The sequence below is a fragment of the Mesorhizobium sp. M7A.F.Ca.MR.176.00.0.0 genome (genome assembly GCF_004023165.1).
Lineage (GTDB): Bacteria > Pseudomonadota > Alphaproteobacteria > Rhizobiales > Rhizobiaceae > Mesorhizobium.
In genome coordinates this window covers 1-21,153 of record NZ_RZTC01000018.1, presented here as the reverse complement: position 1 = coordinate 21,153, position 21,153 = coordinate 1, and the positions used below count along the sequence as shown (strand labels likewise).

General features: G+C 62.8%; 22 protein-coding genes and 1 pseudogene. 11 read left to right on the top strand and 12 right to left on the bottom strand.

Features of this window, described 5'->3' with window-relative positions:
* Positions 1–732, top strand: a pseudogene (locus EOB59_RS36085) (adenylate cyclase); the annotation flags it as partial.
* Positions 733–786: 54 nt separating this feature from the next.
* On the opposite strand, the gene EOB59_RS08795 reads toward EOB59_RS36085, so the two are convergent.
* Positions 787–1,326 carry a CGNR zinc finger domain-containing protein gene (locus EOB59_RS08795; protein WP_245486574.1) on the bottom strand — a complete coding sequence of 180 codons (540 nt, stop codon included), beginning with the start codon at positions 1,324–1,326 and terminating at the stop codon, positions 787–789.
* A gap of 174 nt (positions 1,327–1,500) precedes the next feature.
* On the opposite strand from EOB59_RS08795, the gene EOB59_RS08790 reads away from it, so the two are divergent.
* Positions 1,501–2,409, top strand: coding sequence for an alpha/beta hydrolase (locus tag EOB59_RS08790; RefSeq protein ID WP_128288187.1), 909 nt, complete (start codon positions 1,501–1,503; stop codon positions 2,407–2,409).
* Between the two features lie 10 nt (positions 2,410–2,419).
* Here EOB59_RS08790 and EOB59_RS08785 read toward each other — a convergent pair whose 3' ends face one another.
* The gene (locus EOB59_RS08785) at positions 2,420–3,346 is read right to left on the bottom strand and encodes a DMT family transporter (RefSeq protein WP_127809562.1); all 927 of its coding nucleotides are present in this window, start codon (positions 3,344–3,346) and stop codon (positions 2,420–2,422) included.
* Positions 3,347–3,631: 285 nt separating this feature from the next.
* Between EOB59_RS08785 and EOB59_RS08775 the strand changes: the two genes are divergently transcribed.
* Entirely contained in the window at positions 3,632–4,441 is an 810-nt protein-coding gene (locus EOB59_RS08775; protein WP_128288186.1) for an MBL fold metallo-hydrolase, read from the top strand.
* Between the two features lie 60 nt (positions 4,442–4,501).
* On the opposite strand, the gene EOB59_RS08770 is transcribed toward EOB59_RS08775, so the two are convergent.
* A complete protein-coding gene (locus EOB59_RS08770) occupies positions 4,502–5,107 on the bottom strand; it encodes an NADPH-dependent FMN reductase (protein WP_127809560.1) in 606 nt (201 codons plus the stop codon).
* An 89-nt stretch (positions 5,108–5,196) separates the two neighbouring features.
* Between EOB59_RS08770 and EOB59_RS08765 the strand changes: the two genes are divergently transcribed.
* Positions 5,197–5,565 (top strand): helix-turn-helix domain-containing protein, encoded by a 369-nt coding sequence (locus EOB59_RS08765; protein ID WP_164781857.1) that lies wholly within the window; start codon positions 5,197–5,199, stop codon positions 5,563–5,565.
* A gap of 150 nt (positions 5,566–5,715) precedes the next feature.
* On the opposite strand, the gene EOB59_RS08760 is transcribed toward EOB59_RS08765, so the two are convergent.
* From EOB59_RS08760 to EOB59_RS08750, 3 genes are all read right to left on the bottom strand, one after another.
* Positions 5,716–5,919: a hypothetical protein gene (locus tag EOB59_RS08760; RefSeq protein WP_127271958.1), complete on the bottom strand. Its 204-nt coding sequence runs from the start codon at positions 5,917–5,919 to the stop codon at positions 5,716–5,718.
* Positions 5,920–6,035: 116 nt separating this feature from the next.
* Positions 6,036–6,431: an acyl-CoA thioesterase gene (locus EOB59_RS08755; protein ID WP_023809765.1), complete on the bottom strand. Its 396-nt coding sequence runs from the start codon at positions 6,429–6,431 to the stop codon at positions 6,036–6,038.
* Positions 6,432–6,768: 337 nt separating this feature from the next.
* On the bottom strand, positions 6,769–7,710 hold the full coding sequence (locus EOB59_RS08750) for a phosphoribosylaminoimidazolesuccinocarboxamide synthase (protein WP_128288185.1): 942 nt from the start codon (positions 7,708–7,710) through the stop codon (positions 6,769–6,771).
* Between the two features lie 204 nt (positions 7,711–7,914).
* Here EOB59_RS08750 and EOB59_RS08745 point away from each other — a divergent pair, with 204 nt between their 5' ends.
* From EOB59_RS08745 to EOB59_RS08735, 3 genes are read left to right on the top strand one after another with little or no spacing between them, the layout of a single operon-like run.
* The gene (locus tag EOB59_RS08745; RefSeq protein WP_128288184.1) at positions 7,915–9,531 is read left to right on the top strand and encodes a GMC family oxidoreductase N-terminal domain-containing protein; all 1,617 of its coding nucleotides are present in this window, start codon (positions 7,915–7,917) and stop codon (positions 9,529–9,531) included.
* Positions 9,528–10,739: a mandelate racemase/muconate lactonizing enzyme family protein gene (locus EOB59_RS08740; RefSeq protein ID WP_128288183.1), complete on the top strand. Its 1,212-nt coding sequence runs from the start codon at positions 9,528–9,530 to the stop codon at positions 10,737–10,739. Before EOB59_RS08745 ends, EOB59_RS08740 begins: the two co-directional genes overlap by 4 nt.
* Positions 10,736–11,653 carry an NAD(P)-dependent oxidoreductase gene (locus EOB59_RS08735; protein WP_128288182.1) on the top strand — a complete coding sequence of 306 codons (918 nt, stop codon included), beginning with the start codon at positions 10,736–10,738 and terminating at the stop codon, positions 11,651–11,653. The genes EOB59_RS08740 and EOB59_RS08735 overlap by 4 nt, the downstream gene beginning before the upstream one ends.
* Before the next feature lie 79 nt (positions 11,654–11,732).
* Here EOB59_RS08735 and EOB59_RS08730 read toward each other — a convergent pair whose 3' ends face one another.
* Positions 11,733–12,671, bottom strand: coding sequence for a diacylglycerol kinase family protein (locus EOB59_RS08730; protein ID WP_128288205.1), 939 nt, complete (start codon positions 12,669–12,671; stop codon positions 11,733–11,735).
* Positions 12,672–13,385: 714 nt separating this feature from the next.
* Between EOB59_RS08730 and EOB59_RS08725 the strand changes: the two genes are divergently transcribed.
* From EOB59_RS08725 to EOB59_RS08715, 3 genes are all read left to right on the top strand, one after another.
* Positions 13,386–13,820, top strand: a complete 435-nt coding sequence (locus EOB59_RS08725) for a hypothetical protein (protein ID WP_127268292.1) — start codon at positions 13,386–13,388, stop codon at positions 13,818–13,820.
* Positions 13,821–13,826: 6 nt separating this feature from the next.
* A complete protein-coding gene (locus EOB59_RS08720; protein WP_128288181.1) occupies positions 13,827–14,957 on the top strand; it encodes a hypothetical protein in 1,131 nt (376 codons plus the stop codon).
* A 151-nt stretch (positions 14,958–15,108) separates the two neighbouring features.
* The gene (locus EOB59_RS08715) at positions 15,109–15,630 is read left to right on the top strand and encodes a hypothetical protein (protein ID WP_128288180.1); all 522 of its coding nucleotides are present in this window, start codon (positions 15,109–15,111) and stop codon (positions 15,628–15,630) included.
* Positions 15,631–15,657: 27 nt separating this feature from the next.
* Here the strand turns inward: EOB59_RS08715 and EOB59_RS08710 are convergent, their stop codons facing one another.
* The 4 genes from EOB59_RS08710 to EOB59_RS08695 form a co-directional block, all read right to left on the bottom strand.
* Positions 15,658–16,188 carry a dihydrofolate reductase family protein gene (locus EOB59_RS08710; protein WP_128288179.1) on the bottom strand — a complete coding sequence of 177 codons (531 nt, stop codon included), beginning with the start codon at positions 16,186–16,188 and terminating at the stop codon, positions 15,658–15,660.
* 96 nt (positions 16,189–16,284) lie between these two features.
* Positions 16,285–16,917: a hypothetical protein gene (locus EOB59_RS08705; protein ID WP_128288178.1), complete on the bottom strand. Its 633-nt coding sequence runs from the start codon at positions 16,915–16,917 to the stop codon at positions 16,285–16,287.
* Between the two features lie 15 nt (positions 16,918–16,932).
* Positions 16,933–18,555, bottom strand: coding sequence for an FAD-binding oxidoreductase (locus tag EOB59_RS08700; protein ID WP_128288177.1), 1,623 nt, complete (start codon positions 18,553–18,555; stop codon positions 16,933–16,935).
* 232 nt (positions 18,556–18,787) lie between these two features.
* Positions 18,788–19,030, bottom strand: a complete 243-nt coding sequence (locus tag EOB59_RS08695; protein WP_013530037.1) for a DUF1344 domain-containing protein — start codon at positions 19,028–19,030, stop codon at positions 18,788–18,790.
* Between the two features lie 443 nt (positions 19,031–19,473).
* On the opposite strand from EOB59_RS08695, the gene EOB59_RS08690 reads away from it, so the two are divergent.
* Positions 19,474–19,968, top strand: a complete 495-nt coding sequence (locus EOB59_RS08690) for a DUF2314 domain-containing protein (protein ID WP_027039359.1) — start codon at positions 19,474–19,476, stop codon at positions 19,966–19,968.
* A 17-nt stretch (positions 19,969–19,985) separates the two neighbouring features.
* Here EOB59_RS08690 and EOB59_RS08685 read toward each other — a convergent pair whose 3' ends face one another.
* Positions 19,986–20,936 (bottom strand): hypothetical protein, encoded by a 951-nt coding sequence (locus tag EOB59_RS08685; RefSeq protein ID WP_245466242.1) that lies wholly within the window; start codon positions 20,934–20,936, stop codon positions 19,986–19,988.
* Positions 20,937–21,153 lie beyond the last annotated feature (217 nt).

Here is a 21,153-nt window from a genome sequence, read left to right as displayed (position 1 = left end):
TACGATCTCTGCGTGCGGGCGCGCAAGCTGATCGACGACTCGCCGCAGATGGCGCAGGAAGCGCATCTGATGCTGACGCGCGCGGTGTCGCTCGATCCTGATTATGCCGAGCCCTATCGCTGGCTTGCCATGAACCATTGGATGGGACAGGTGCATTGGGGCGGACCAACCGAAGCTGCCCGCAGCGTTGCCTTGGAGCTGGCGCGCAAGGCCGTGGCGATCGATCCCAACGATGCCGGCTGTCGCTGGATCCTGGCCTACCTGCTTGCCTATGAGCGCAGCTTCACTGAAGCGGATGCGGAATTCGCCAAGGCGATCGAGCTCGACCCGAACGAGGCCGACACCTGGGCGGCATTGTCCGACATCGCCGTCCTGGCCGGCCGGGTCGAAGAGGGCCTCGAGCACATCGGCAAGGCGTTCCGGCTGAACCCGTTTCCAGCGAGCTGGTACTATCTGACGCTCGGCCAGGCGCAATATGCGGCGCGCGACTACAAAGCCGCTATCGAGACGTTGCGCCGTGACGAGACCTATCGCACAAGCTCACGCCGTTTCCTGGCGGCAAGCCTGGCGCAACTCGGCCGGCTCGAAGAAGCGCGCTCGGAGGCCGAGCTGTTCCTCGTCGGCAACCCGCATTTCACAACCCATCACTGGGCGACGACCGAGCCATTCCGCGACGCCGCTACGCTCGAGCATTTCGTCGATGGTTTTCGTAAGGCCGGTCTTCCGGAGTGACGCGCCGGCATCCGGCTGCCCGCAGCAGAGGCGACGTGGTGCGCTAACCCGGGTCTAGACGTCGGTATGATCTCGGTGGCGCGACACCTTCTCGCGGTTGCCGCAGGTGCGCATGCTGCACCAGCGCCGCTTGCCGCCTCGCGACGTATCGAGGAAAAGCCAGCCACAGCGAGGGCAGGAATGCAGCCTGTCGCGCGGCAGGGTGAAGAACGCTTCAATGGACAGCATGGCCAGCAAGGCGGTGACGGCGTCCGGGTCCCGCCACCGGGCAAGGGCAAGCTTCGGCCTGGTGCCATCCAGTTCGATAGAGCCGGCGGCAAGCGAGCTTGCCGTGCGCGAGAACAACAAACCGAGCGGTTCGACCGCAGACGGTTTGCCCGCGGCGATTGGCTCGAAAACCTGAAATGACGCCTCCCGCATTTCGCGGACACCTTCCACGAACCGCCCGTCCGCTATCTCGGCAACGGCCTGCGCCTGGCGATCGTCGGCAAGCCCTGAGGCGCTGAACCAGTTCGCAACATCCCGGACGGATTTGAAGAGTTCATTGTCTGCTGCCGGCACCCGCCGGTCGAACACGGCGTTCGACAGGTCCAAGGCGGGATGCCCGCCTATGAAGTGATCCGGCACCCATTCGGTGTATGCATCGCCCATGGAACATAACCTCATCAACCGCATTATACGGTTACATGATGTAACCACTATCACAGGGATATGTGGTGTCAAACCCATAGCGCCGCCAGGTCGGCGCGGACCACTGGGAGAGAGAGGATGTGCAGCAATCGTTACAAGACCTACCACGAAACCATCAATGTCGACCGCCTCGACATCTTCTACCGTCATGCCGGCGACCCCGGCAGACCGGCAATCCTGCTGCTGCACGGATATCCGACTTCGTCGCACGTCTATCGCAATGTCATCGAACCGCTGGCGGAAACAGCCTATGTGGTGGCGCCGGACCTGCCCGGTTTCGGCTTTTCGTCCGCCCCTTCCATCGATGCCTATGACTACACGTTCGAGAACCTGGCCAACACGATCGAAGCCTTCGTCGAGGCCCTCGGCATGCAGCGATTCTTCCTCTACATCACCGACTTCGGCACGCCTGTCGGCTACCATCTCGCCACACGGCAGCCGGATCGCATCCTCGGCCTGATCGCGCAGGACAGCAATGCTCATGACGAGGGGCTGGGACCGGAATGGGACGCGCCGAAGGCATTCTTCGCCGAACCGACTGAAGAAAACCGCGCCAAACTGCCGGACTGGATGAATTTCGAGGGGACCCGAAATCAATATATCGGCGGTCTCCCCGAGCGTCTGAAGGTGTTGTTTCCGCCCGAGGGTTGGTATCTCGATACGGAGCGCCTGGCGAGGCCCGGCAACACCGACATTCAGTTCGAACTCTTCACCGATTATGGCTCGCACATCGCGCGCTTCCCGGCCATCCAAGCCTATCTCCGCGACCAACAGCCAGCATGCCTCGTGCTGTGGGGACGGCACGACGCCTTCTTCGCGCTGGACGAGATCATGGCCTACAGCCGCGACCTCGACGCAGTCGAAATCCATGTCTTTGAGAGCGGACACATGCTTCTCGAAACGCATCATCGCCAATGCGCGGCTCTCATCGCTCACTTCATGCACGAGGTGGAGACTGGGGTCTTTCGCGATCCTGCAGGACGCTGAACGTCGGCGCTCAAACCGCCATTTCGATGGGCTCGGCAAGCCTGGGATTGGCCCGCGCGGCGATCAGGCAGCCGGCGACGATCAGGCATGCTCCGGTCAAGGTGGTCCAGGTCGCCTCCTCGCCGAAGAAGAACCAGCCGAGCGCGACCGCCCAGATGAAGGCCGAGTATTCCGTCGGGATCAGATATTGCGCTTCGGCGCGGGCGTAGGACCAACTCATCAGGAACTGCCCGGCAAGCGACAGCACCGTCACCCCGGCCAAAGGAAGCCAAAGATTACTCGGCAGGGCGACGGCGAGCCAGGGTGCCGCGAGGCCGAGCAGGATGGCAACGCAGAGGTTCTGGAACAGCATGATCTCGATCGGCTTGGCCAACTGCGCCTGTTGCCGGGCGAGGATGAGATTGTAGCCGTAGAACACCGTCGATACGAGCACCGCCGCCGTGCCGAGCATGGCATCTTGCGAATAGTCTGACTGCCCGAACTGGCCGGCCATGATGATGGCGACGCCGGCAATGCCGGCCAGCGATGCCCAGACAGCCTGGCGCCGAATCCGTTCGCCCAGCAGTAGCGCGGCGAGAAACAGGGCAAACAAGGGCGCCACGAAACTGAGCCCGATCGCCTCCGCGAGCGGCAGCCTGGCCAAGCCCCAGAAGAAGGATATCAGGACGACGCCGACAACCGCGGCACGCAGCGCATGCAGCCTCAGCACCGGAACGGTTGGCTTTAAGCGCGGTCCCGCCAGCCAGGCCGCGCCCGCGACCACGGTCGCGACCATGCTGCGCCACAGCAAGGTGTTGTAGACGCCGACCGCGATGACCAGGATCTTCATCGCTGCATCCATCCCGGACAGCAGGAAGATCGCCAGCGCGCATACGAGCACCGGGATCATCGGGGAAACGGCGCCGGTCAGGCTGGATGTCTTCACGGCTTCACTCATGTGACGGATTGCAGCCGGATATATCAGGGCAAAGGGCGCGACCAGATGGCAGTCCCGTCGATGTAGCAGTCCAACCCCGATTGGCGTCGTGTTCGCGGCTTTCGCGACCTCCGGATATCAGCACCATACCGACGAGTTGGACGAGGCAGACCGCCTCGCCGACTGCATCATCCGGTCACGGCAGGCGACGCACGCACACATGGCATAGATCGAATTGACGGGGCGGGGTGCCGACGCGGCTGGCCCGTCGCATGTTGTCGATTGTTTACAGACGGATCGGAAAAAATGCGCCGCATAGCTTCAGGCGACCTTTATCAGACCTACGATCTTGGTGACTTGCGCATCACCTCCTTGCGCGATGGCTATGTCGACATGCCGATCGGACGGCTTCGGCAACGCGGCGACAAGCCATTTGGCGATGAATTGCCGCAACAAGTCGCGTTGGTTGCTGGTCAACTCAGGCTTTCCGTCAATGCCTTCGCGATTGACGATGGAAACGGGATCATGCTGATCGACACCGGCGCCTCGAACGCCTGGCATCCCACCATGGGCCGACTTCCCGAGGCGCTGGACGAAGCCGGCATCGATGCCGGACGAGTCCGTACCGTCTGCTTCACCCACACGCATCTCGACCACATCCATGGTCTTGTGCTTGCCGACGGCCGCGACGCTTTCCCGCGCCTGGCGCGCTTGCTCGTTCCCGGGGAAGAACTCGGCTTTTTTCGCGCCGAAGCGCGGCTCGAACGATTTCACGGCATGGCAGAAGCCTTCGAAGCCGGAGACCGTATCGGGACACATGTCGACATTGTCGACGCTCATGGCCATGAAGCGGGACATAGCTGCTTTTGCGTTTCGAGCGGCGGCGAACGCGTTCTGATTTGGGGTGACACCGTTCACGTCCCATCGCTTCAGTTCGATCGACCTGAGGTGACGTGGGAATTCGACGCCGATCAGGACCAGGCGCGCGAAAGCCGGTTGCGGTTGCTGGCGCTTGCAGCCGACGAACATTGTTTCGTTGCCGGCGCGCATCTGGATTCGCCCGGCATCGGCCGCGTCGTCCGATCCGGCGCCAGCTTTCAATTCGAGCCGCTATAATCGAAAAAGGGCGACGCAAGCGCCGCCCTGGATCCTTGGGAGGATAATTCGAATTGGCGGTCAGGCCGCCTTGACTTCGTCGGCAACGGCGTCGGCTTGACGCGCTGCCTTGAGCACCTTGGCCCACCACGCAACATCGTTGACCAGCGCGGTGGCGGCCTGGTTCAGATGCTCGAGGTCTTCCAGCTTCTTCTCGCCCTGGCGGACGGCGAGGAAATCGCCCCAGGCGATATGGACGGCCGACTTGACCGGCGCCATCTGCAATTCGACGGCATACAGTCTAAGCTGTTCGACGGCACGCGAGCCGCCGACGCTGCCATAACCGACGAAGCCGGCCGACTTCTTGTTCCATTCATTGGCGGCGTAGTCGATGGCGTTCTTCAGCACGGCCGTCGGGCCATGATTGTATTCGGCGGCGGTGAAGATGAAGCCGTCGAATTCGGCGACCTTCTTCTGCCAGCGCTGTGCCACTTCGTTCTGCGACGGCGCCCAGGCGGAGGATGCGACCTCGTCGAAGAACGGCAGCGGGAAGTCGCGCAGGTCGACGACCTCGACATCGATGTCGGCATGCGACTTGGCGATCTTGGCGATCCACTGGGTTGGCACATCGGCGAAACGAGCGGCGCGCGTCGATCCGACGACGATGGCAATTTTGGGTTTGGACATAAGGGCTCTCCTTGCACGAAGTACTGGTATCATTTGGATACCTGCGCTATATGAGATACTGGAAACGCGATGCACAAGAAGGCACTTTTTTGTTACCGAGGCACCCACACCGCTCCGAAGACTGCCGCGCCATCTCGGAAATCCTGCAGCGCGTCGGCGACAAATGGACCGTTCTGGTCGTCGGCAAGCTGGGCGACGGACCGCTGCGTTTCAACGAATTGCGCGCTGCCGTCGGCGGCATCTCGCAGAAGATGCTGACCACCACCTTGCGCGGGCTGGAGCGTGACGGCTTCGTCACCCGCACCGTGTTTCCAACCATTCCACCGCGCGTCGATTATGAGCTGACCGAGCTCGGCCACGAGCTGCTGATCCCCGTCAGCGCACTGAGCGAATGGGCGCGCGCGAACACCATGCGCGTCAAGGCTGCGCGCGAAAAATTCGACGGCACGCACGCCTGAAACCCTTGCACCGCAAGGGATCCAGCCCGGCACGCAACATCCGGCTTGTCTGATCGGAAATTCTATCTCGGCTGTGCGGATCGTTGCCCGGATGCACGCGCCGTGTCGGCTGGCGGATTGCCGCTCATTCCGTCTCCTGACGGCTGCCGCTCAGGCTCCTGATGCGCGGACATCGCATCGCGCGGCGCCACAGCTATCACACCGTGCGCCCTGCTTGCCGGGAGCCTGTTCCCCATGCGTGCAGGCACTGCGCGAGATATCTTCCTTCACCTCCGCGTAGGCGGTCACGCCGAGCAGGCAGGTCGTCGCGACCAGGGCTGCCACGAGCCAACCGTTCAGCAGATGTTGACGCATTGTCTCTCCTCCGATTGCAGCAGGATCGGGCTTGGAGGCAACCATCGGATGTCGCGAAACGTGTCTCCCCGGAGAGGCATGTTACAAATGACCAAGCGTGGGAAAAACGGCTCGCGTCAGCTTTCGGCAGGAACCGCTTTCGGCTTGCCCTCGCCATCCAGCGCCACCATGACGAAATCGGCATGGGTGACCTTCTCCATCAGGTCGGAGAGGTAGCGCTGCGCCCAGGCTTCGACCTTGAGCGTCATCGAGGTGCGGCCGACGCGCTCGACATGGGTGTAGATGCACAGCGTGTCGCCGATCTTCATCGGCTTGGCGAAGGACATTTCCTTGACCGCCGCCGTCACCACGCGGCCCTTGGCGCGCTCGGCGGCGCGGATGCCGCAGGCCAGGTCCATCTGCGCCATCACCCAGCCGCCGAAAATGTCGCCGGCCGCATTGGCGTCCGAAGGCATGGCCAGGGTGCGCAGCGTCAGATCGCCAAGCGGCCGTCCTTCAGCGTAGTGCACCATGCGAGAAATCCTTGTGAGGTGATGATCATCGATCCGTATCGCCGCTGCAGGATCAGGTCAACGCGCCGCAGCTGCTGTTTCCTGGCCTCCATGGCCATAGGCTAACCCTGGCATTCGCGCGGTTGTGCCTGATTTTCAGCGGCTTCGGGTTTTGGCGCGGGCTTCCCCCACTCCGTCGAGCTTCGCTCACCTCTCCCCCCTCCGGAGGGAGAGGAAGGCACCAGTCCGGCCAAGCTCGCGCCCTTCCTCTACCCCGGGAGAGGTGGCGAGCGAAGCTCGACGGAGTGGGGGTCGACTGCGCGACTTAAGACCAGGCGTTAGCTGAGAGGGGCACCTCTCAAAAATAACCTGCAAGGTTAGCTCTGATGCGATCCAGCACGCTGTCCCCGGAAAGGTCCGGCGAGAATTCCTTACCCGTGATCGCCTCATAGGCCTGCGCGTAGACCCCGGAAGCCTGTTCGACGATCTCGTCGGGTATTTTGGGGATCGGGTCGTTGTACGGATCGCAGCGCGCCGAGACCCATGAGCGGATGAAATCCTTGTCAAAACTCTCCGGCCGGCTGCCGCTGGCGAGCGCCTGTTCGTAACTCGATGCGATCCAGTACCGGCTGCTGTCGGGCGTGTGGATTTCGTCGGCAAGAATGATGGTCCCGTTCTTGTCGGTGCCGAATTCGTATTTTGTATCGGCCAGGATCAGGCCGCGCTCAGTGGCGCGCTGCTGGCCGCGGGCGAACAGCCGCAAGGCGTAGTCCGATACGGTATCCCACTGCGCCTGCGTGAGAAGACCCTGCTCGAGAATCTCCGCTTTGGACAGCGGTTCGTCATGGCCGCCATGCGCGGCCTTGCTGGTCGGCGTGATGATCGGCTCGGCCAGTCCTTCATTGTCGCGCAGGCCATCCGGCAGGCGGATGCCATACATGTCGCGGTCACCGCGCTTGTAGCGCGTCAGGATCGAGGTGCTGGTGGTTCCGGCCAGATAGCCACGCACGACGATCTCGACCGGCAGGATGTCGAGCCTTGTGCCGACGACGACGTTCGGGTCGGGGTATTCGAGAACATGGTTCGGGCAGATGTCGGCGGTTTCCTCGAACCAGTAGCGCGCCGTCTGAGTAAGGATCTCGCCCTTGTAGGGGATCGACGTCAGGATGGTGTCGAAGGCACTGAGCCGGTCGGTGGCGATGATGATGCGCCGGCCATCCGCAAGGTCATAGTTCTCGCGGACCTTGCCGCTGTAGTGGCCCGGCAGTTCGGGAATGAACGCGTCAGGAAGGGTCCGCATATGATTTCCTGCCTTCCGCAGAGTGGCCGATCCCATCGCATAAGCTGTCGCCCCGGTGCATATCAAGCGCGATTGTCGGGTATCCCCGTAAACCCGGCCAGTTCGGCGGTCGCTTTTTTCACAACTGATGCCGGATGGCGCGGCGACTTGGGAGCGCCGTCGCGTCTAGGCTGCAGCCAATTCTCCGGAGCCGCCCGCATCATCATGCAGACCTATGATTTCATCATCGTCGGCTCCGGCTCGGCCGGCTCGGTCCTGGCCGAAAAACTCTCGGCCTCGGGACGCTTCTCGGTGCTGGTGCTGGAGGCCGGCGGCACAGACCGCCGCTTCTACGTCCAGATGCCGCTCGGCTACGGCAAGACCTTCTTCGATCCCGACGTCAACTGGAACTACAAGGCCGAGCCGGACCCGGGCCTCGCCGGCAATGCCGATCACTGGCCGCGCGGCAAACTGCTCGGCGGTTCGAGCTCGATCAACGCCATGGTCTGGATCAGGGGCGCGCGCGAGGATTTCGATGCCTGGGCAGCCGCCGGCAATCCCGGCTGGGGCTATGACGATCTGCTGCCCACCTTCAAGGCGCTCGAGGACAACCAGGCCGGTGCCGACACATGGCGCAGCACGGGCGGCCCGCTGCATGTCACCGACTGTTCGGACGCAGTCCACCCGCTGACCAAACGCTATCTCGCCGCCGGCCAGCAGGCCGGCCTGCCGCTCAATCCGGATTTCAACGGCGCCGCCCAGGAAGGCGTCGGCATCTACCAGATCTCGACCCGCGATGGCCGCCGCATGTCGGCGGCGCGCGCTTTCCTGCGCCCGGCGATGAAGCGCGGGAATGTCCGCGTCGAGATGAAGGCGCTGGCGACAAAAATCCTGTTCGAGGGCAAGCGCGCCATCGGCGTCGAATACCAGCAGAACGGCGAAACGAAGACAGCGCGTGCCGGCCGCGAAATCATCCTGTCGGGCGGTTCGGTCAACTCGCCGCAGCTGCTGCAGCTGTCCGGCGTCGGCCCCTCCGCTCTGCTTAGCGGCCTGGGCATCCCAATCGTCCATGCCAACGAGAATGTCGGCGCGCATCTGCAGGACCATGTCGGCATCAACTACACCTTCAAGGGCAGGCTGCCGACGCTCAACCAGACGCTGCGTCCCTGGTGGGGCAAGCTACTGGTCGGCATGCAGTATATCCTGACCCGCTCCGGCCCACTGTCGCTGTCGATGAACAATGCCGGCGGCTTCTTCCGCACCGACCCTACGGCGACGCGGCCCAACATGCAGCTCTATTTCCAGGCCTTCTCGACCGTCATTCCCAAGAGCGGCGAGCGCCCGATCCTGACGCCGGACCCATGGCCGGGCTTTTCCATCGGCCTGTCCAACTGCCGGCCGTCGAGCCGTGGCGAGATCATGATCCGCTCGGCCAATCCGCGCGACTATCCCAGGATAACGGCCAATGCCTACTCCACCAATGCCGATGTCGAGGAGATGCTGGCGGCGGTGAAATTCGTGCGCAAGATCGCTTCGATGCCCGCCATGGCCGAGATCATCGAGGAAGAGGTCCTGCCCGGTCCCTCGATCACCTCGGACGCCGATCTGGTCCAGGATTTCCGGAAGCGCTCGGGCACCGTCTATCATCCGGTCTCGACCTGCCGCATGGGGCCGGATCCCGCGCGCGCCGTCGTCGACCCGCGCCTCAAGGTGCATGGTCTGGAAGGTTTGCGCGTCATCGATGCCTCGATCTTTCCCGACAACATCACCGGCAACACCAACGCCGCCTCGATGATGACCGGTTGGAAAGGCGCCGAACTGGTTCTGGAGGACCAAGAATGAAGATCACCGACGTCAAGACCTGGGTTGTCGGCAATCCGCCGCCCGGCATCGGCGGCAAGTATTTCATCTTCGTCAAGCTGACCACCGACGGCGGCGTCGTCGGCTATGGCGAGGCCTACAACGCCACCTTCTCGGCCCATGTTACCGCCCGCATGGTCGAGGACATGGCCGAGCGCTATCTCATCGGCCGCGACCCGCACGACATCGAGAATTTCTTCCGCCGCGCCTATTCCTCCGGCTTCACCCAGCGCCCCGATGTGTCCGGCATGGGCTGCTTCTCGGCGCTGGAAATGGCCTGCTGGGACATCATCGGCAAGGAAGCCGACAAGCCGGTCTATAAACTGCTCGGCGGCCAGGTGCACGAGACGCTGCGCTCCTACACCTATCTCTATCCGCACAGCGGCAGCGTCCATTCCGAGGATGCGCACGGCAAGAACGTCTACAACGATCCAGATCTCGCCGCTGCCTGTGCGCTCGAATATGTCGAGCAGGGTTTCAATGCCGTCAAGCTCGACCCCGCCGGCCCCTACACCGCCTTCGACGGCCATCAGCCGCGCCTCGTCGATATCGACCTGTCCACCCGCATGATCAAGGCGATCCGCGAGGCGGTCGGCACCCGCGCCGACATCCTGTTCGGCACGCACGGCCAGTTCACAGCGTCCGGCGCCCTGCGCATGGCGCGCGCCATCGAACCCTACGATCCCTTGTGGTTCGAGGAGCCGGTGCCGCCCGACATGCCCGAAGTGATGGCGCAGGTCGCCCGCGCGACCTCGATCCCGATCGCCACCGGCGAGCGGCTAACGACCAAGTTTGAATTCGCCCGCGTCATCGAGAACCGCGCCGCGACCATCCTGCAGCCGGACCTCGGCCGCTCCGGCGGCATCCTCGAGACCAAGAAGATCGCGGCGATGGCCGAGGCCTACCACATCCAGATCGCACCGCATTGCTATTGCGGACCGATCGTCGGTGCGGCCAACATCCAACTGGCGGTGACGCTGCCCAACTTCCTCATCCTGGAATCGCTGAAGCAGTGGGACGGTTTCCACGCCACGCTGCTGAAGAAAAAGATCGAGTGGCAGGACGGCAAAATCATCCCCTCGAAGGAGCCCGGCCTCGGCGTCGAGCTCAACGAGGCGGTCTGCGAAGCACACCCTTACACGGGCAAGGACCTGCATCTGCAGATGATGCAGACGCCGCTGATGCCGTGAACGAAAGCTACGCCTTCATCGGTCTCGGCCATCTCGGCGGCAACCTTGCCGCCAGCCTGATCCGCAACGGCTTTGCCGTCACGGTCTTCGACCGTGATCCCGCCGCCGTCGAGCGCCTGGTGGCGCTCGGGGCCACAGCGGCAAGCAGCCCCGCCGAGGCCGCCGCACGGGCCGGCAACGCAATCTCCTGCCTGCCCTCTCCGAAGGTGAGCGAAGCCGTGCTGGCGGGCGCCGATGGTCTGCTGGAGGGCCTGCCCGCAGGCGGCACCTGGATCGAGATGTCGACCAACGGCCGCGACGAAATTACCCGCCTCGCCGCCCTCGCCTCGGCCAGGGGCGTCGAGACGCTGGAATGCCCGGTCACCGGTGGCGTGCATCTGGCGGCGGCCGGAAAGATCACGGCGCTGGTCGGCGGCGATCCTGCGCTCTACGAGCGTCATCGACCGGCCATCGAGGCGATGTGCGCGAAGTCGTTCCTGATGGGTCCGGTCGGCTCGGCGGCGGTGATCAAGGTAATCACCAACATGCTCGCCTTCATCCATCTCGTTGCCGCCGGCGAAGCGCTGATGCTGGCCAAAAAGGGCGGGCTTGACCTCGCCCAATCCTACCACGCCATATCAGCCTCCTCAGGCAACAGCTTCGTCCATGAGACCGAAAGCCAGCTCATCCTCAACGGCTCCTACGACATCGGCTTCACCATGGACCTGGCACTGAAGGACCTCGGCTTCGCGCTGGCAATGGGCAGGGAATTCGGACTGCCGCTCCAACTGGCGCCGCTTGTGAGCGAGATTTTCCAGATGGGCAAACAGGAATATGGCGGCGGCGCCTGGTCGACCCAGATCGTCAAACTGTTGGAAGATGCCGTCGGCACCGACCTGCGCGCACCTGGTTTCCCGGCCAAGCTCGAACTCTGACGCCGGCTGGATATCAAACGATTTCAGGGCGTTGGCTGGATCGGCGGATCCATCTGAATCAATCTGTCAACGGCTTGATTCAGTATCTGAGCGTCAATGCACCGGGCAGGATCTCGAAGGTCGCGGGTATGCGTCCCGGCGACTCGCCGTCTATGTCGACCAGCGCGCCATTCTCTGACGCATCGCCGAGCGGTTCGACCACGACTTTCCTGCCGCGCAGGATGGTGATCGCCGGATGGTTGCGGTGCCGGCCGCCATAGAGCAGGCGGATGTCCCAGATCAGCTTCAGCTTGCCGGCCGCGCGCAGGATGACGATGTCGAACTGCCCGTCGGTCAGTTCCGCATCCGGCGCGATCATCATGCCGCCGCCGAAGAACTTTCCATTGGCCACCGCCACCAGCGCCATGCGCGCTTCGACGGGCGCGCCGTCGTCGACCGTGATCCTGACGTCCTGAAAGCGGTAGCGGATGAACTCGACCACGGTGCGCCACAGGAACAGCGCCTTGGCCGACATCCTGCCCTTGCGCTTGTCGGCATTGACGGCGCGGTCAGTGGCGCCGGAAAGCCCCAGGCTGGCGATGTTGATGAAATGCCGGCTGGCCAGCGCGCCGTGATCGTCGACGTAGCAGATGCGTCCGGCATCGACCTTGCGGGGCTTGGCTTCGGCGATCCGCTTCAGCACGGCATCGACCTTTTTCGGCAGCCCTAGCCCACGCGCGAAATCGATGCCGGTGCCGCATGGCAAGAGCCCAAGCTCGGTGGTCCGGCCGCTTTCCCTTGACGCTTGCAGCAGCCCGTCGGCCACTTCGCTGGCGGTGCCGTCGCCGCCGGCCGCGATCACCAGGTCGAAGCCAATCATCGCGAGATCGATTGCCAGCCTTTCGGCGTCACCTTCGGCTTGCGTTTCGCGCAGCTCGAATTCGCCAAAATGCTTTTTCAGCGACACGGCGACATCAGGCCAATGCCGTTTCAGCCGGCCCCCACCGGCAATCGGGTTGAGAACCACTCCAACTTTCAAATACCCGCCCTCCCCGGCGCCGGACATGCAGGTCCGATCCTTTGCCGGCATTGAAGACCGCACCGGGCGGCAGGGCAAGGCCGAATGTCCGCCGATGAGGCCCATCGTGGCGGACAGGAAAATTTCGTTATCCCAGCTTGATCCCCGATAATCCCGTTATCCACAGGCCTCCGGCCATTCCCCAGGACCCTTACCCGGCGTACGTTAAACCCATCTCAGGCGGCTACCGATCATCAAGCCGAAAGGCGAAGTGAAAGGCGGATTTCCTGAGGCCCGTACGGCCCGAAGCGAGAGCAGGCTTGCCTGTTTCGAGGGACGGAGCCGAGACCTACGGGGCCGCGGAAAGCGTGCCAACGCCTACGGCGGACCGATGCTGCCATGAAGGACGGCAAAAACCTTCGATGGTGCGCAGGGCAAAGCCCGCAAGGGTGGAGACCGGCGTGGTCCCGAACGGACGCTGCTCTCGGGCGGCGGACTGGCAGGACCGTCAAAATCAAGGCCGGCAAGGCGCGATGACTTTACGGAAGTTGCTGCCGCGACCGTGTCCTGATCTGACAGGGAGGCGCTGGGAGAAATCCCGGCGCCGACTGCCTTTTTGCCCCTCGATATCCTTCGCCGGCGATCTCGCGGGCGCCGCTTCACCGCGCGCCAAAATCAGTTAGTATCCCAGCGTCAGAGTCTGTTTTCAGGCGGACTCTTCGAGGGGGACACTTCATGACGCTCATCCAGAAGCTTGCCGTCGCCTATGCCTTCCTGTTCTTCGGCGTCGTCGCCATCGGCTACATACCGGCGTTCAACGACGCCGACGGCAATCTGTTCGGCCTGTTCTCGCTGCAATGGTATGACGACCTGCTGCACGCCTTCTCCGGCGTCTGGGCTCTGGCCGCCGCCTTCATCTCGCACCGCCAGGCGGTGTTCTATTTCAAGCTGTTCGGTTCGGTCTACCTGTTCGACGGCGTGCTCGGGCTGATCACCGGTTCCGGCTGCCTCGATGCCGGTATCTTCATCAACGGCTTCCGCTCGCTCAACGATATCGAATTCCCGGCCCGCTTCTTCGCCAACCTGCCGCACCTCGTCATTGGTGGCTTCGCCGTCTATGTCGGCTTCCGGCTGGCCAGGCGCATACACGAACACTTCGCCACGGCCTGACTGGCCATGTTCCTGTTCCGCTGGCTGAAGCGCATCATCAAAACGATCCTCTGGGTGATCGTCATCGTCATCCTCATCCCGATCGCCGGGCTGAGCTACGGCTTTCTGACGACGTCGTCGCTCGACAAGACGCCGCTGCCCGGCATTGCTGACGGCGCGCCGCCCAAGGCGCTGGCCGACAAGGTTCGCGCCGAGATCCCAGGCTACCAGCGGCCGGAGGAATCGACCTTCCTCACCTATCCGGAATGGGCGATCGTCTACGCCGCGCGCGAATATGCCGGTTTCGTCGACAAGGATCAGCCGAGCGGCTTCCCCTACTGGTCCTATGTCGGCCGCTTCTGGCAGGACTACGCCATGGTCATCCGCGCCAGTTCTCCCTACAAGTTCAACTACGCCAACCACCAGATGCTGGTCATCATCGGCACCAGCCACTCGATCGAGCATATATTGCAGTGGGCCTATGAGAACACGGTCGGCCGCATCACCGAGGCGACGACGGCCAAGCGCACCGCCGCCGACATCTATCAGGCCAAGGTGGCGGCGGACTATGCAGGGTTTCTCGACCAGGTGCCCTGGTATCAGTTCCCCTATGCCGACAAGCGCGCCGGCCTGTTTGCCGTGCAGCCGGCGCCGGGCGACAGCTCGATCCGGACCAGCGAACGCAAGCTGGCGTTCGGCCTCGCCGACACCATCAAGCAGGGCTATGCCGACCTGATCAAAAAGGCCCTCGCCGCCACGATGGACCCTGCCTTGATCGACATCCACGTCTGGGCCAAGGGACCCGTCGGCGAAGCCACCCGCAACGAGCCCGACACCTTGCTCGAACGCGACATGGGCGCTGACGGCACCATCTTCGTCACCAGGCGCTATCAGGTGTTCACCGAAATGATCCCGCGCCTGATCGACAAGGGCGTCTCCTTCGTCGAGATCGGCGGCAATGACGAGATCATGGTCACCGTGCTGTCCACCGATACGATCGCCATCCCTGAAGGCATGCGAATCCTGTTCAGCTATCCGCTGCCGGCCGACCCGGCGATGCGCCGCACCGGCATGGTCGTCGCCGTGCGCAAGCTGCATCTCGTGCTGCCGGCGCTGATCAAGGCCGGCGCCAGGCTTGAACACGTCTACGATTACTGAGGCCTTTCGGCCACGCCCGGCCAGGATCATGCATTTAGCTGCGCTCCGCCATGCCCATTCCACAATCGCGGCCAAATCCCGCCTTGTTCGCGCGCGAAGGAATGGGAAGAAATGGAAGAGCTGCCGGGGGGCATCTCGAAGGGACAAGACCGTGATCAAGACCGCCCTTGTCGCCATGACCATAGTCGGCTGCGACTGCGACGCCAAGCTTTGCGAATATATCGGCGAGACGCCGGCCAAATGGTCGACCGTCGCCGAGTGCGAAGCGGCGATGAAAAGCCAGATGCTGCACGAGCGCAATTTCAATTATCCGCTCGTCTCCGGCATCTGCCGCACGAAGGGTTCGTCGTCCTCCTCGCAACTGGCCGCGACCGCATCGCGCCCAGAACTGAAGCCCGCCAGCCGGGTTGTCAGGACCGATAGCCCATTGCCGCCTGAATTGAGCCACCGGCCGAGCGTCTCGGTCGGTTCGCCGACGACGGCCATGGAAGCCGATGCCGCCCGGCCCGTCGCCTATGAACAGGTGGTCGATGGCGGAACCGGTGTGCTCTATCGCACCAAGAACGGCTACGCCGTGGTCAAGACCGATCTCGGTCGCGCCGCCTCGGCGACCGCCGACGCCGCGAAACGCTCCGTGAACTGGCTGGCCGGATTGATGCCAAAGGGGCTGTAGGCCCGCCGGCGTTTGACGGCCGCGTGATCAGGCAGGCACATAGGTCAACCTGATCACGTCGTCGCCTATCAGATCGCTGGCCACGAAGCGAAGCGGTGGCCGGGGGCCGGCGAAGAATGGCTTGCCCTGACCAAGCACGAACGGGTGGAAGTAGAGTTGGTACGCATCGATAAGACCAAGGTCGGTCAGGCTTCGCGCCAGGTCCGGTCCGGAAACTGAAATCTCCCCGACGAGCTCTGCTTTCAACCCACCTATCACCGCCTCGACGTCGTCCGCGACAAGTGTGGCGTTGGGGCCGACCGACTTCAGCGAGCGCGACACAACCCATTTCGGTTGGCTCCGCCACGCCGCCGCGAATTCGTGCGCCTCCGCGTTCCACTCAGGACTGTCTTCGTCCCAATAGCGCATGACCTCGTACATGCCGCGACCGTAAACACTGCCGCTCAAATTGCGCACTTGCTCCATCCAGTGACGAAAGATTGTCGGGCCTGACGGCATTTTCTCGTGGTCGACGTAACCGTCGAGGGACTGGTTCATTCTGAAAATGAGCTTCGCCATGCTGCAGGATCTCCGCCCTCCGGATCGTCAGAATAACTTGAGCCGCCGTTACGCAAAAGTGTGGACCCAACCGAAAATCCAAACCGGGACACGACCCTAGTCCCGCTGCAATTTGACTTTCAGGCTTTGCCAGAACTTGTCGATCAGCGGCTTTTCGGTCGCTGCATCCTCGCCGGCAACGCGGGTGATGAACAACAGCCCCCGATCGGCCAGGCCGAAGCCGACGATCTCGAAATCGGCGGTGTCGGTGCGTGTCTTCACCTCGGCGCGGATCCCGGTCAATTCCTTGCCGTCGGCGAGTTTGCGCGTGGTCGGCTCCTGCGTCAGCGTGGCGCCGGCCTGCACCGATTCCTTGGTCATCTCCTGCAGCATCAGCTGGTTGAGCGACACCGGATTCATCGCGCCATATTCCTGCACGACGACGATCGTGCCGAGAGCCGACGCCATCAGATACTGTGTGATATCATCGCCGAGGTCGGTCTTGGTCACCGAAATGTTGCTGGGGTGAACGAAGGAGAAAACGCTGCCGGAAAAGGTGGCGAAGGCGTTGCGTTCGAGCGTCACCTTGCTCCGCTTGCCGCCAGGCAGGGTCAGGTCTGCGCTCTCGCCGGGATCGATATCGACCGTCACGCCATCGATGGTCACCTTGAAGGCCTTGATATCCTCGGCTCCGGCAGGGCCAGCGCACAGCGCGATGAGGATGAGTGCCGCGGCTGATACCTTGCGCATGAAGTCTCCTAACGTCTACGCCACCCCGCTCAGCGCCTTGATGGCACGGTAGAAGGTCGAGGAAAACAGTTCCGTGGGATCATACTGCCGCTTCGCCGCCAGGAAGGCCGGCAGTTCGGGATAGGAGGCCAGCAATTCCCTGGCCGTGTAATGCAGCTGGTAAGGCAGGAAGAAGCGCCCGCCATGCTTGATCGTCACGTCGATCAGCGCCCGCGTCAGCGCCCGCATCCTGGCATTGCCGTCGGCATCGGTCGGCTGGTTGATGTAGAGCACCAGCGAATAGGCCGGCTCCGGCGCGTAGGTCAGCGCAACATCCTCCTTGTGGACGATGCGCACCGAAGCATTGAGCACCGGCAGCGTCTGGTTGCGCAGGATCTCGCGCGCTTCCGCGATGAATTCGACATAGGCGGCACGTGGAATAAAATATTCGTGCAGGATGTCGGTTTCTTCCATCCGATCGTTGAAGAGATAGGGGACCGAATCGTGCATCGGGTTGTTGCGGGTGACGAGACAAGCCTCGCCCTCGGCCATGGCTGAGGTGCGCGCCACCGTGCAGCTTTCGAATTTCGGCTCCAGGGTCTTTTCGGTGAACCACTTCAACTCCTGGAACAGGCTGCCCCATTTCGCCAGGTTGATGATCACCCGCTTCAACCCGACTGAACCCGGCTCGCCGATCTCAGGCTGATCCGCCGGCGGCTGCTCCGCCACCTTGTCATAACGGTAGACGATCATGTCCTCCAGGAAATTGCCGGGCGCCGTCGACAGATGGCCGTAGAACAGGCCGATCTCCTTGTTCGGCTCCAGCACCTCGGCGAAGAATTTCGGAAAATCGTCCGATCTGATGATTTCGCGCGAGGTCCGGTAGACGGCGTTGTCGACGACATCGAGCGTCGCCTCCAGCACCACGCCGAACAGGCCGTAGCCGCCCACGACGTGCCGGAACAGATCGGTGTTCTCGGTCGGCGAGCAGGTGGTCACCGAGCCGTCAGCCAGCATCACTCGCATCGAGCGGATCGAGCCCGCCACCGAGCCTGCCTGGTGGTCCATTCCGTGCGCATTGACCGACAGTGAGCCGCCGACCGAGAAGATGTCGGTCGACTGCATCGCCTTCACCGCTAAGCGCGGATGCAGAAGGTTCTGGATGTCGTGCCAGCACGCGCCCGGCTGCAAGGTCATGGTCTTGGCCGCCGCATCGACGGTGACTTTGTTGAACTTTCTGAGGTCGAGCACCAGCGCATTGTCGTCGAAGGCATGCCCGCCCATCGAATGGCGGATGGCGGCCAGTGAGACTTTCAGGCCATTGGCACGCGCGAAGGCCAGCGCATTGGCGATGTGCTCGTCCTCGCTGATCTCGACGACGCCGTAGACCGGCGTCATCGACAGGCCGCTGGCATCGTTGATGTCGCCGCCTTTTGCCGACCAGGGCAGCGACGCGTCGAAGGCCGGCGCATTGTCCAGCGGCTTCAGAGGCAGCGCGAAGCCGTCTATATCGGCTATCCGTCCTGCGTTCTTCGGCCCCGAAGGCGCGCGCGCCAGCCGCGCCACCGTGTTGCCGCCCCACAGCACCGCGCCGCCGACGACAGCCGCACCCAGCAGCAATCGCCGCGACAGGCGAAACCCTTTTTGTTCGTCGGCCATGATATCCCCCGTTGGCCAAGGGATAGCGCGGCTTTTTGGCAAAAACCATAGCGATGCCGCCGGACAGCATTCCGCCGGCCGGCCCTGGGGTCCAGCCGGAAGACCTTATCCAGGTCGCCCGGCATCGAGAGCCGACGGATGAAAATGGCCGATCCCCGGAGGGACCGGCCATGAGTGGAACAGGGTTTGAAAAATCCGGTCAGCAGGTCTGCCGACGCACGATGTTCTCGCCTTACGAGGCCTTCTTGATCGACGTCACGATGCCGGTCTTGTCATCGACAGTCACAGCCACCTTGGCGCCGACCTTCAGTTTCCCGATCGTCGCCTCCGGCGACAGCTGGTAGATCTTGCCGTCGTCGAGGGTGATCGACTTGGTCGTCGGGTCGACGGCCTGGATGGTGCCCTGAACGGTCGCGGCATAGGCGGTGCCGAGGAAGGCGAGCAGAGCGGCGGTGGTTGCGAGGGTCTTCTTCATTGGTAAGCACTCCGTGCTGTTTCACTTTCCGGACCGCCGCCTTGGGAAACGACAGCACCGGACGGCTTGAAACTGGAACGGAAAGCGCTCCCTCCGCAAATCACGTTGGGTGAATTTTCGCAAACAATATCATAGGCTTAATTCCGACATATTGTCTGCGGCCAAGATTATTTCAGGCCGCTTCGGCTCCCCCAATGGCGCACTTCTGTCCACGAAAAGAGTCGTTTAGCCTAGATGTGGCGGGCGGTTTCGATCACGGCGCGGCCGCCGCAATCCGTCTCGGGCGGCATCACGAAACAGACTGCCGACCGGTCTTCGGTACACATTTTGTTTCATGGATCAGTTCAAAACCGCCACTCCAAAGCGGATCAGAACTCGCGCTCCGGTTGCAAATCGGGAACGGATGCAGGATGGTGCGTCGTTACGATGAAGGGGGGCCTTCCATGAAGCTTGCAGTCCGGGCCATGATATCCCTGATGCTCGCGCTTGCTCCGGGATCGGCCGGCGCACAAGGCGCGGATTCGGGCGACGACAAAACGGTTATGTTTGCCAGGGACGATCCCGAGATGGCGGTAGCGACTGCGAAGGCGCATGCCAGCTTGGATGAGTTCCTGGCCCTGGCCGAAGCACCGCCCTCGGGCACGGACAGGTTCAAATTGAAGGTCGAGGTGCGCGATGGGAATGTCCGCGAGCACTTCTGGGTCATCCCGTTCCGCCGCACGGAAACCGGCTTCGTCGGCATATTGGCAAACCAGCCGGAGGCAGTGCGCAATGTCGTCCTCGGCCAGAATATAGAATTCACCAGGGACGATGTTTCCGACTGGGGATACAGACGCGACGGGCGGCAAGTCGGCAGCTTCACCGTCTGTGTGATGTTCAAGAGAATGTCAAAGGATGAAGCGGACTATATGCGTGACAACTCCGGTTACGATTGTTGATCGTATGCTCGGCCGGACTAGCTTGCCTCGTCCCTCCCGCCGATCTTTCGCACCAGCGCCGCCGTCGCCAGCATCGCGCCCATGTCCGATATCATCGGCGCGACATGCCTGCTGTAGTCGAGCGGCACCGAAATATCCGGCAGTTCGAAGAAGTTCTTCGTCTGCGGCAGCAGCAGGAACCCATCGCTGCCATTGAGCGCGACACGGGCCGGATCGTCGGGCCAGGTTTCGCCAAGCCATTTCAGCGCCTGCGCCAGCCGGCCGCTCACCAGTGGCTGTGCCGCTCCGAGATTGTCGGTGCGGAACTCGTAGGCGGCATCGAGCAAAGCATCGCCACTGGACAGCTCCTGCAGCTTGCTGGCGAATATGCCGCGAAAGAAGCTGATGACCGCGTTGGTCCGGCGCGTCGCCACCAATATGCCGGGGAACGGCGCGATGGTCTCGAAGGCGACGATGACGCCCTGGAAAGCGGTCGACGAGCCCTTGCCCGACCCTTCCCGCAGATGCGCCTCGTAGAGTTCGAACGGAAACCCTTCGTAGCGGCCCGCGACGATGTCGTCGAACGCCTGGCGGTTGAACGGACCAACCGCCGTGCGCGGCAACCGGTCGAAGGAATTCGGCGTCACGCCATGCTGGTAGCGCATGTCGGCGATGAAGCCGAAGATGATCGGCAGCAGCGTCTCGCGGAACGATTGCTGCAGCCGCGTCGCCGGTTTCCTGGCCTGGAAATAGAGCAGGATCGAAGCCGCGAAGCCGATCACATAGAGAAATACATGCGGCGTCGAGACCCATTGCTCGTTGGGGTCGGCGACCTTGTTGAACAGCCACGCGACCAGCACCACGGCCACCAGCACCAGCCCCACGAACACCGGCACCCGCCAGCGCACCTGCCGGACCGCCGAAGCCCTCGCCGCTTCATAGGCCTCGATGTCTTTCCGGATGCCGGCGATGACCGTTTCGCTCGGCATGAAATCCGCTGTTTCCACCGCTACCCCCGCAAGCCTCGACAAATTCATGATAGCTGGTTTTGTTCGATGTATCGACTGCAGTGCCTCTTCAACAAATGTCCGCGCCTGATTACCACGTGGTTCCCCCAATCCGTCGCTGCTTCGCAGCGCCACCTTCCCCCCTCCGGAGGGAAAGGAAAGGAGCGTTGCTGGACGAGCGCTGACGGCAAAAGCTTGG

Coding starts and splice junctions, on each gene's coding strand:
- EOB59_RS08685 (WP_245466242.1), bottom strand. CDS start 20,936: ATGCCGAGCGAAACGGTCATCGCCGGCATCCGGAAAGACATCGAGGCC.
- EOB59_RS08760 (WP_127271958.1), bottom strand. CDS start 5,919: ATGCGTCAACATCTGCTGAACGGTTGGCTCGTGGCAGCCCTGGTCGCG.
- EOB59_RS08725 (WP_127268292.1), top strand. CDS start 13,386: ATGACGCTCATCCAGAAGCTTGCCGTCGCCTATGCCTTCCTGTTCTTC.
- EOB59_RS08785 (WP_127809562.1), bottom strand. CDS start 3,346: ATGAGTGAAGCCGTGAAGACATCCAGCCTGACCGGCGCCGTTTCCCCG.
- EOB59_RS08755 (WP_023809765.1), bottom strand. CDS start 6,431: ATGGTGCACTACGCTGAAGGACGGCCGCTTGGCGATCTGACGCTGCGC.
- EOB59_RS08695 (WP_013530037.1), bottom strand. CDS start 19,030: ATGAAGAAGACCCTCGCAACCACCGCCGCTCTGCTCGCCTTCCTCGGC.
- EOB59_RS08720 (WP_128288181.1), top strand. CDS start 13,827: ATGTTCCTGTTCCGCTGGCTGAAGCGCATCATCAAAACGATCCTCTGG.
- EOB59_RS08710 (WP_128288179.1), bottom strand. CDS start 16,188: ATGGCGAAGCTCATTTTCAGAATGAACCAGTCCCTCGACGGTTACGTC.
- EOB59_RS08745 (WP_128288184.1), top strand. CDS start 7,915: ATGCAGACCTATGATTTCATCATCGTCGGCTCCGGCTCGGCCGGCTCG.
- EOB59_RS08775 (WP_128288186.1), top strand. CDS start 3,632: ATGCGCCGCATAGCTTCAGGCGACCTTTATCAGACCTACGATCTTGGT.
- EOB59_RS08770 (WP_127809560.1), bottom strand. CDS start 5,107: ATGTCCAAACCCAAAATTGCCATCGTCGTCGGATCGACGCGCGCCGCT.
- EOB59_RS08700 (WP_128288177.1), bottom strand. CDS start 18,555: ATGGCCGACGAACAAAAAGGGTTTCGCCTGTCGCGGCGATTGCTGCTG.
- EOB59_RS08690 (WP_027039359.1), top strand. CDS start 19,474: ATGAAGCTTGCAGTCCGGGCCATGATATCCCTGATGCTCGCGCTTGCT.
- EOB59_RS08790 (WP_128288187.1), top strand. CDS start 1,501: ATGTGCAGCAATCGTTACAAGACCTACCACGAAACCATCAATGTCGAC.
- EOB59_RS08740 (WP_128288183.1), top strand. CDS start 9,528: ATGAAGATCACCGACGTCAAGACCTGGGTTGTCGGCAATCCGCCGCCC.
- EOB59_RS08705 (WP_128288178.1), bottom strand. CDS start 16,917: ATGCGCAAGGTATCAGCCGCGGCACTCATCCTCATCGCGCTGTGCGCT.
- EOB59_RS08750 (WP_128288185.1), bottom strand. CDS start 7,710: ATGCGGACCCTTCCTGACGCGTTCATTCCCGAACTGCCGGGCCACTAC.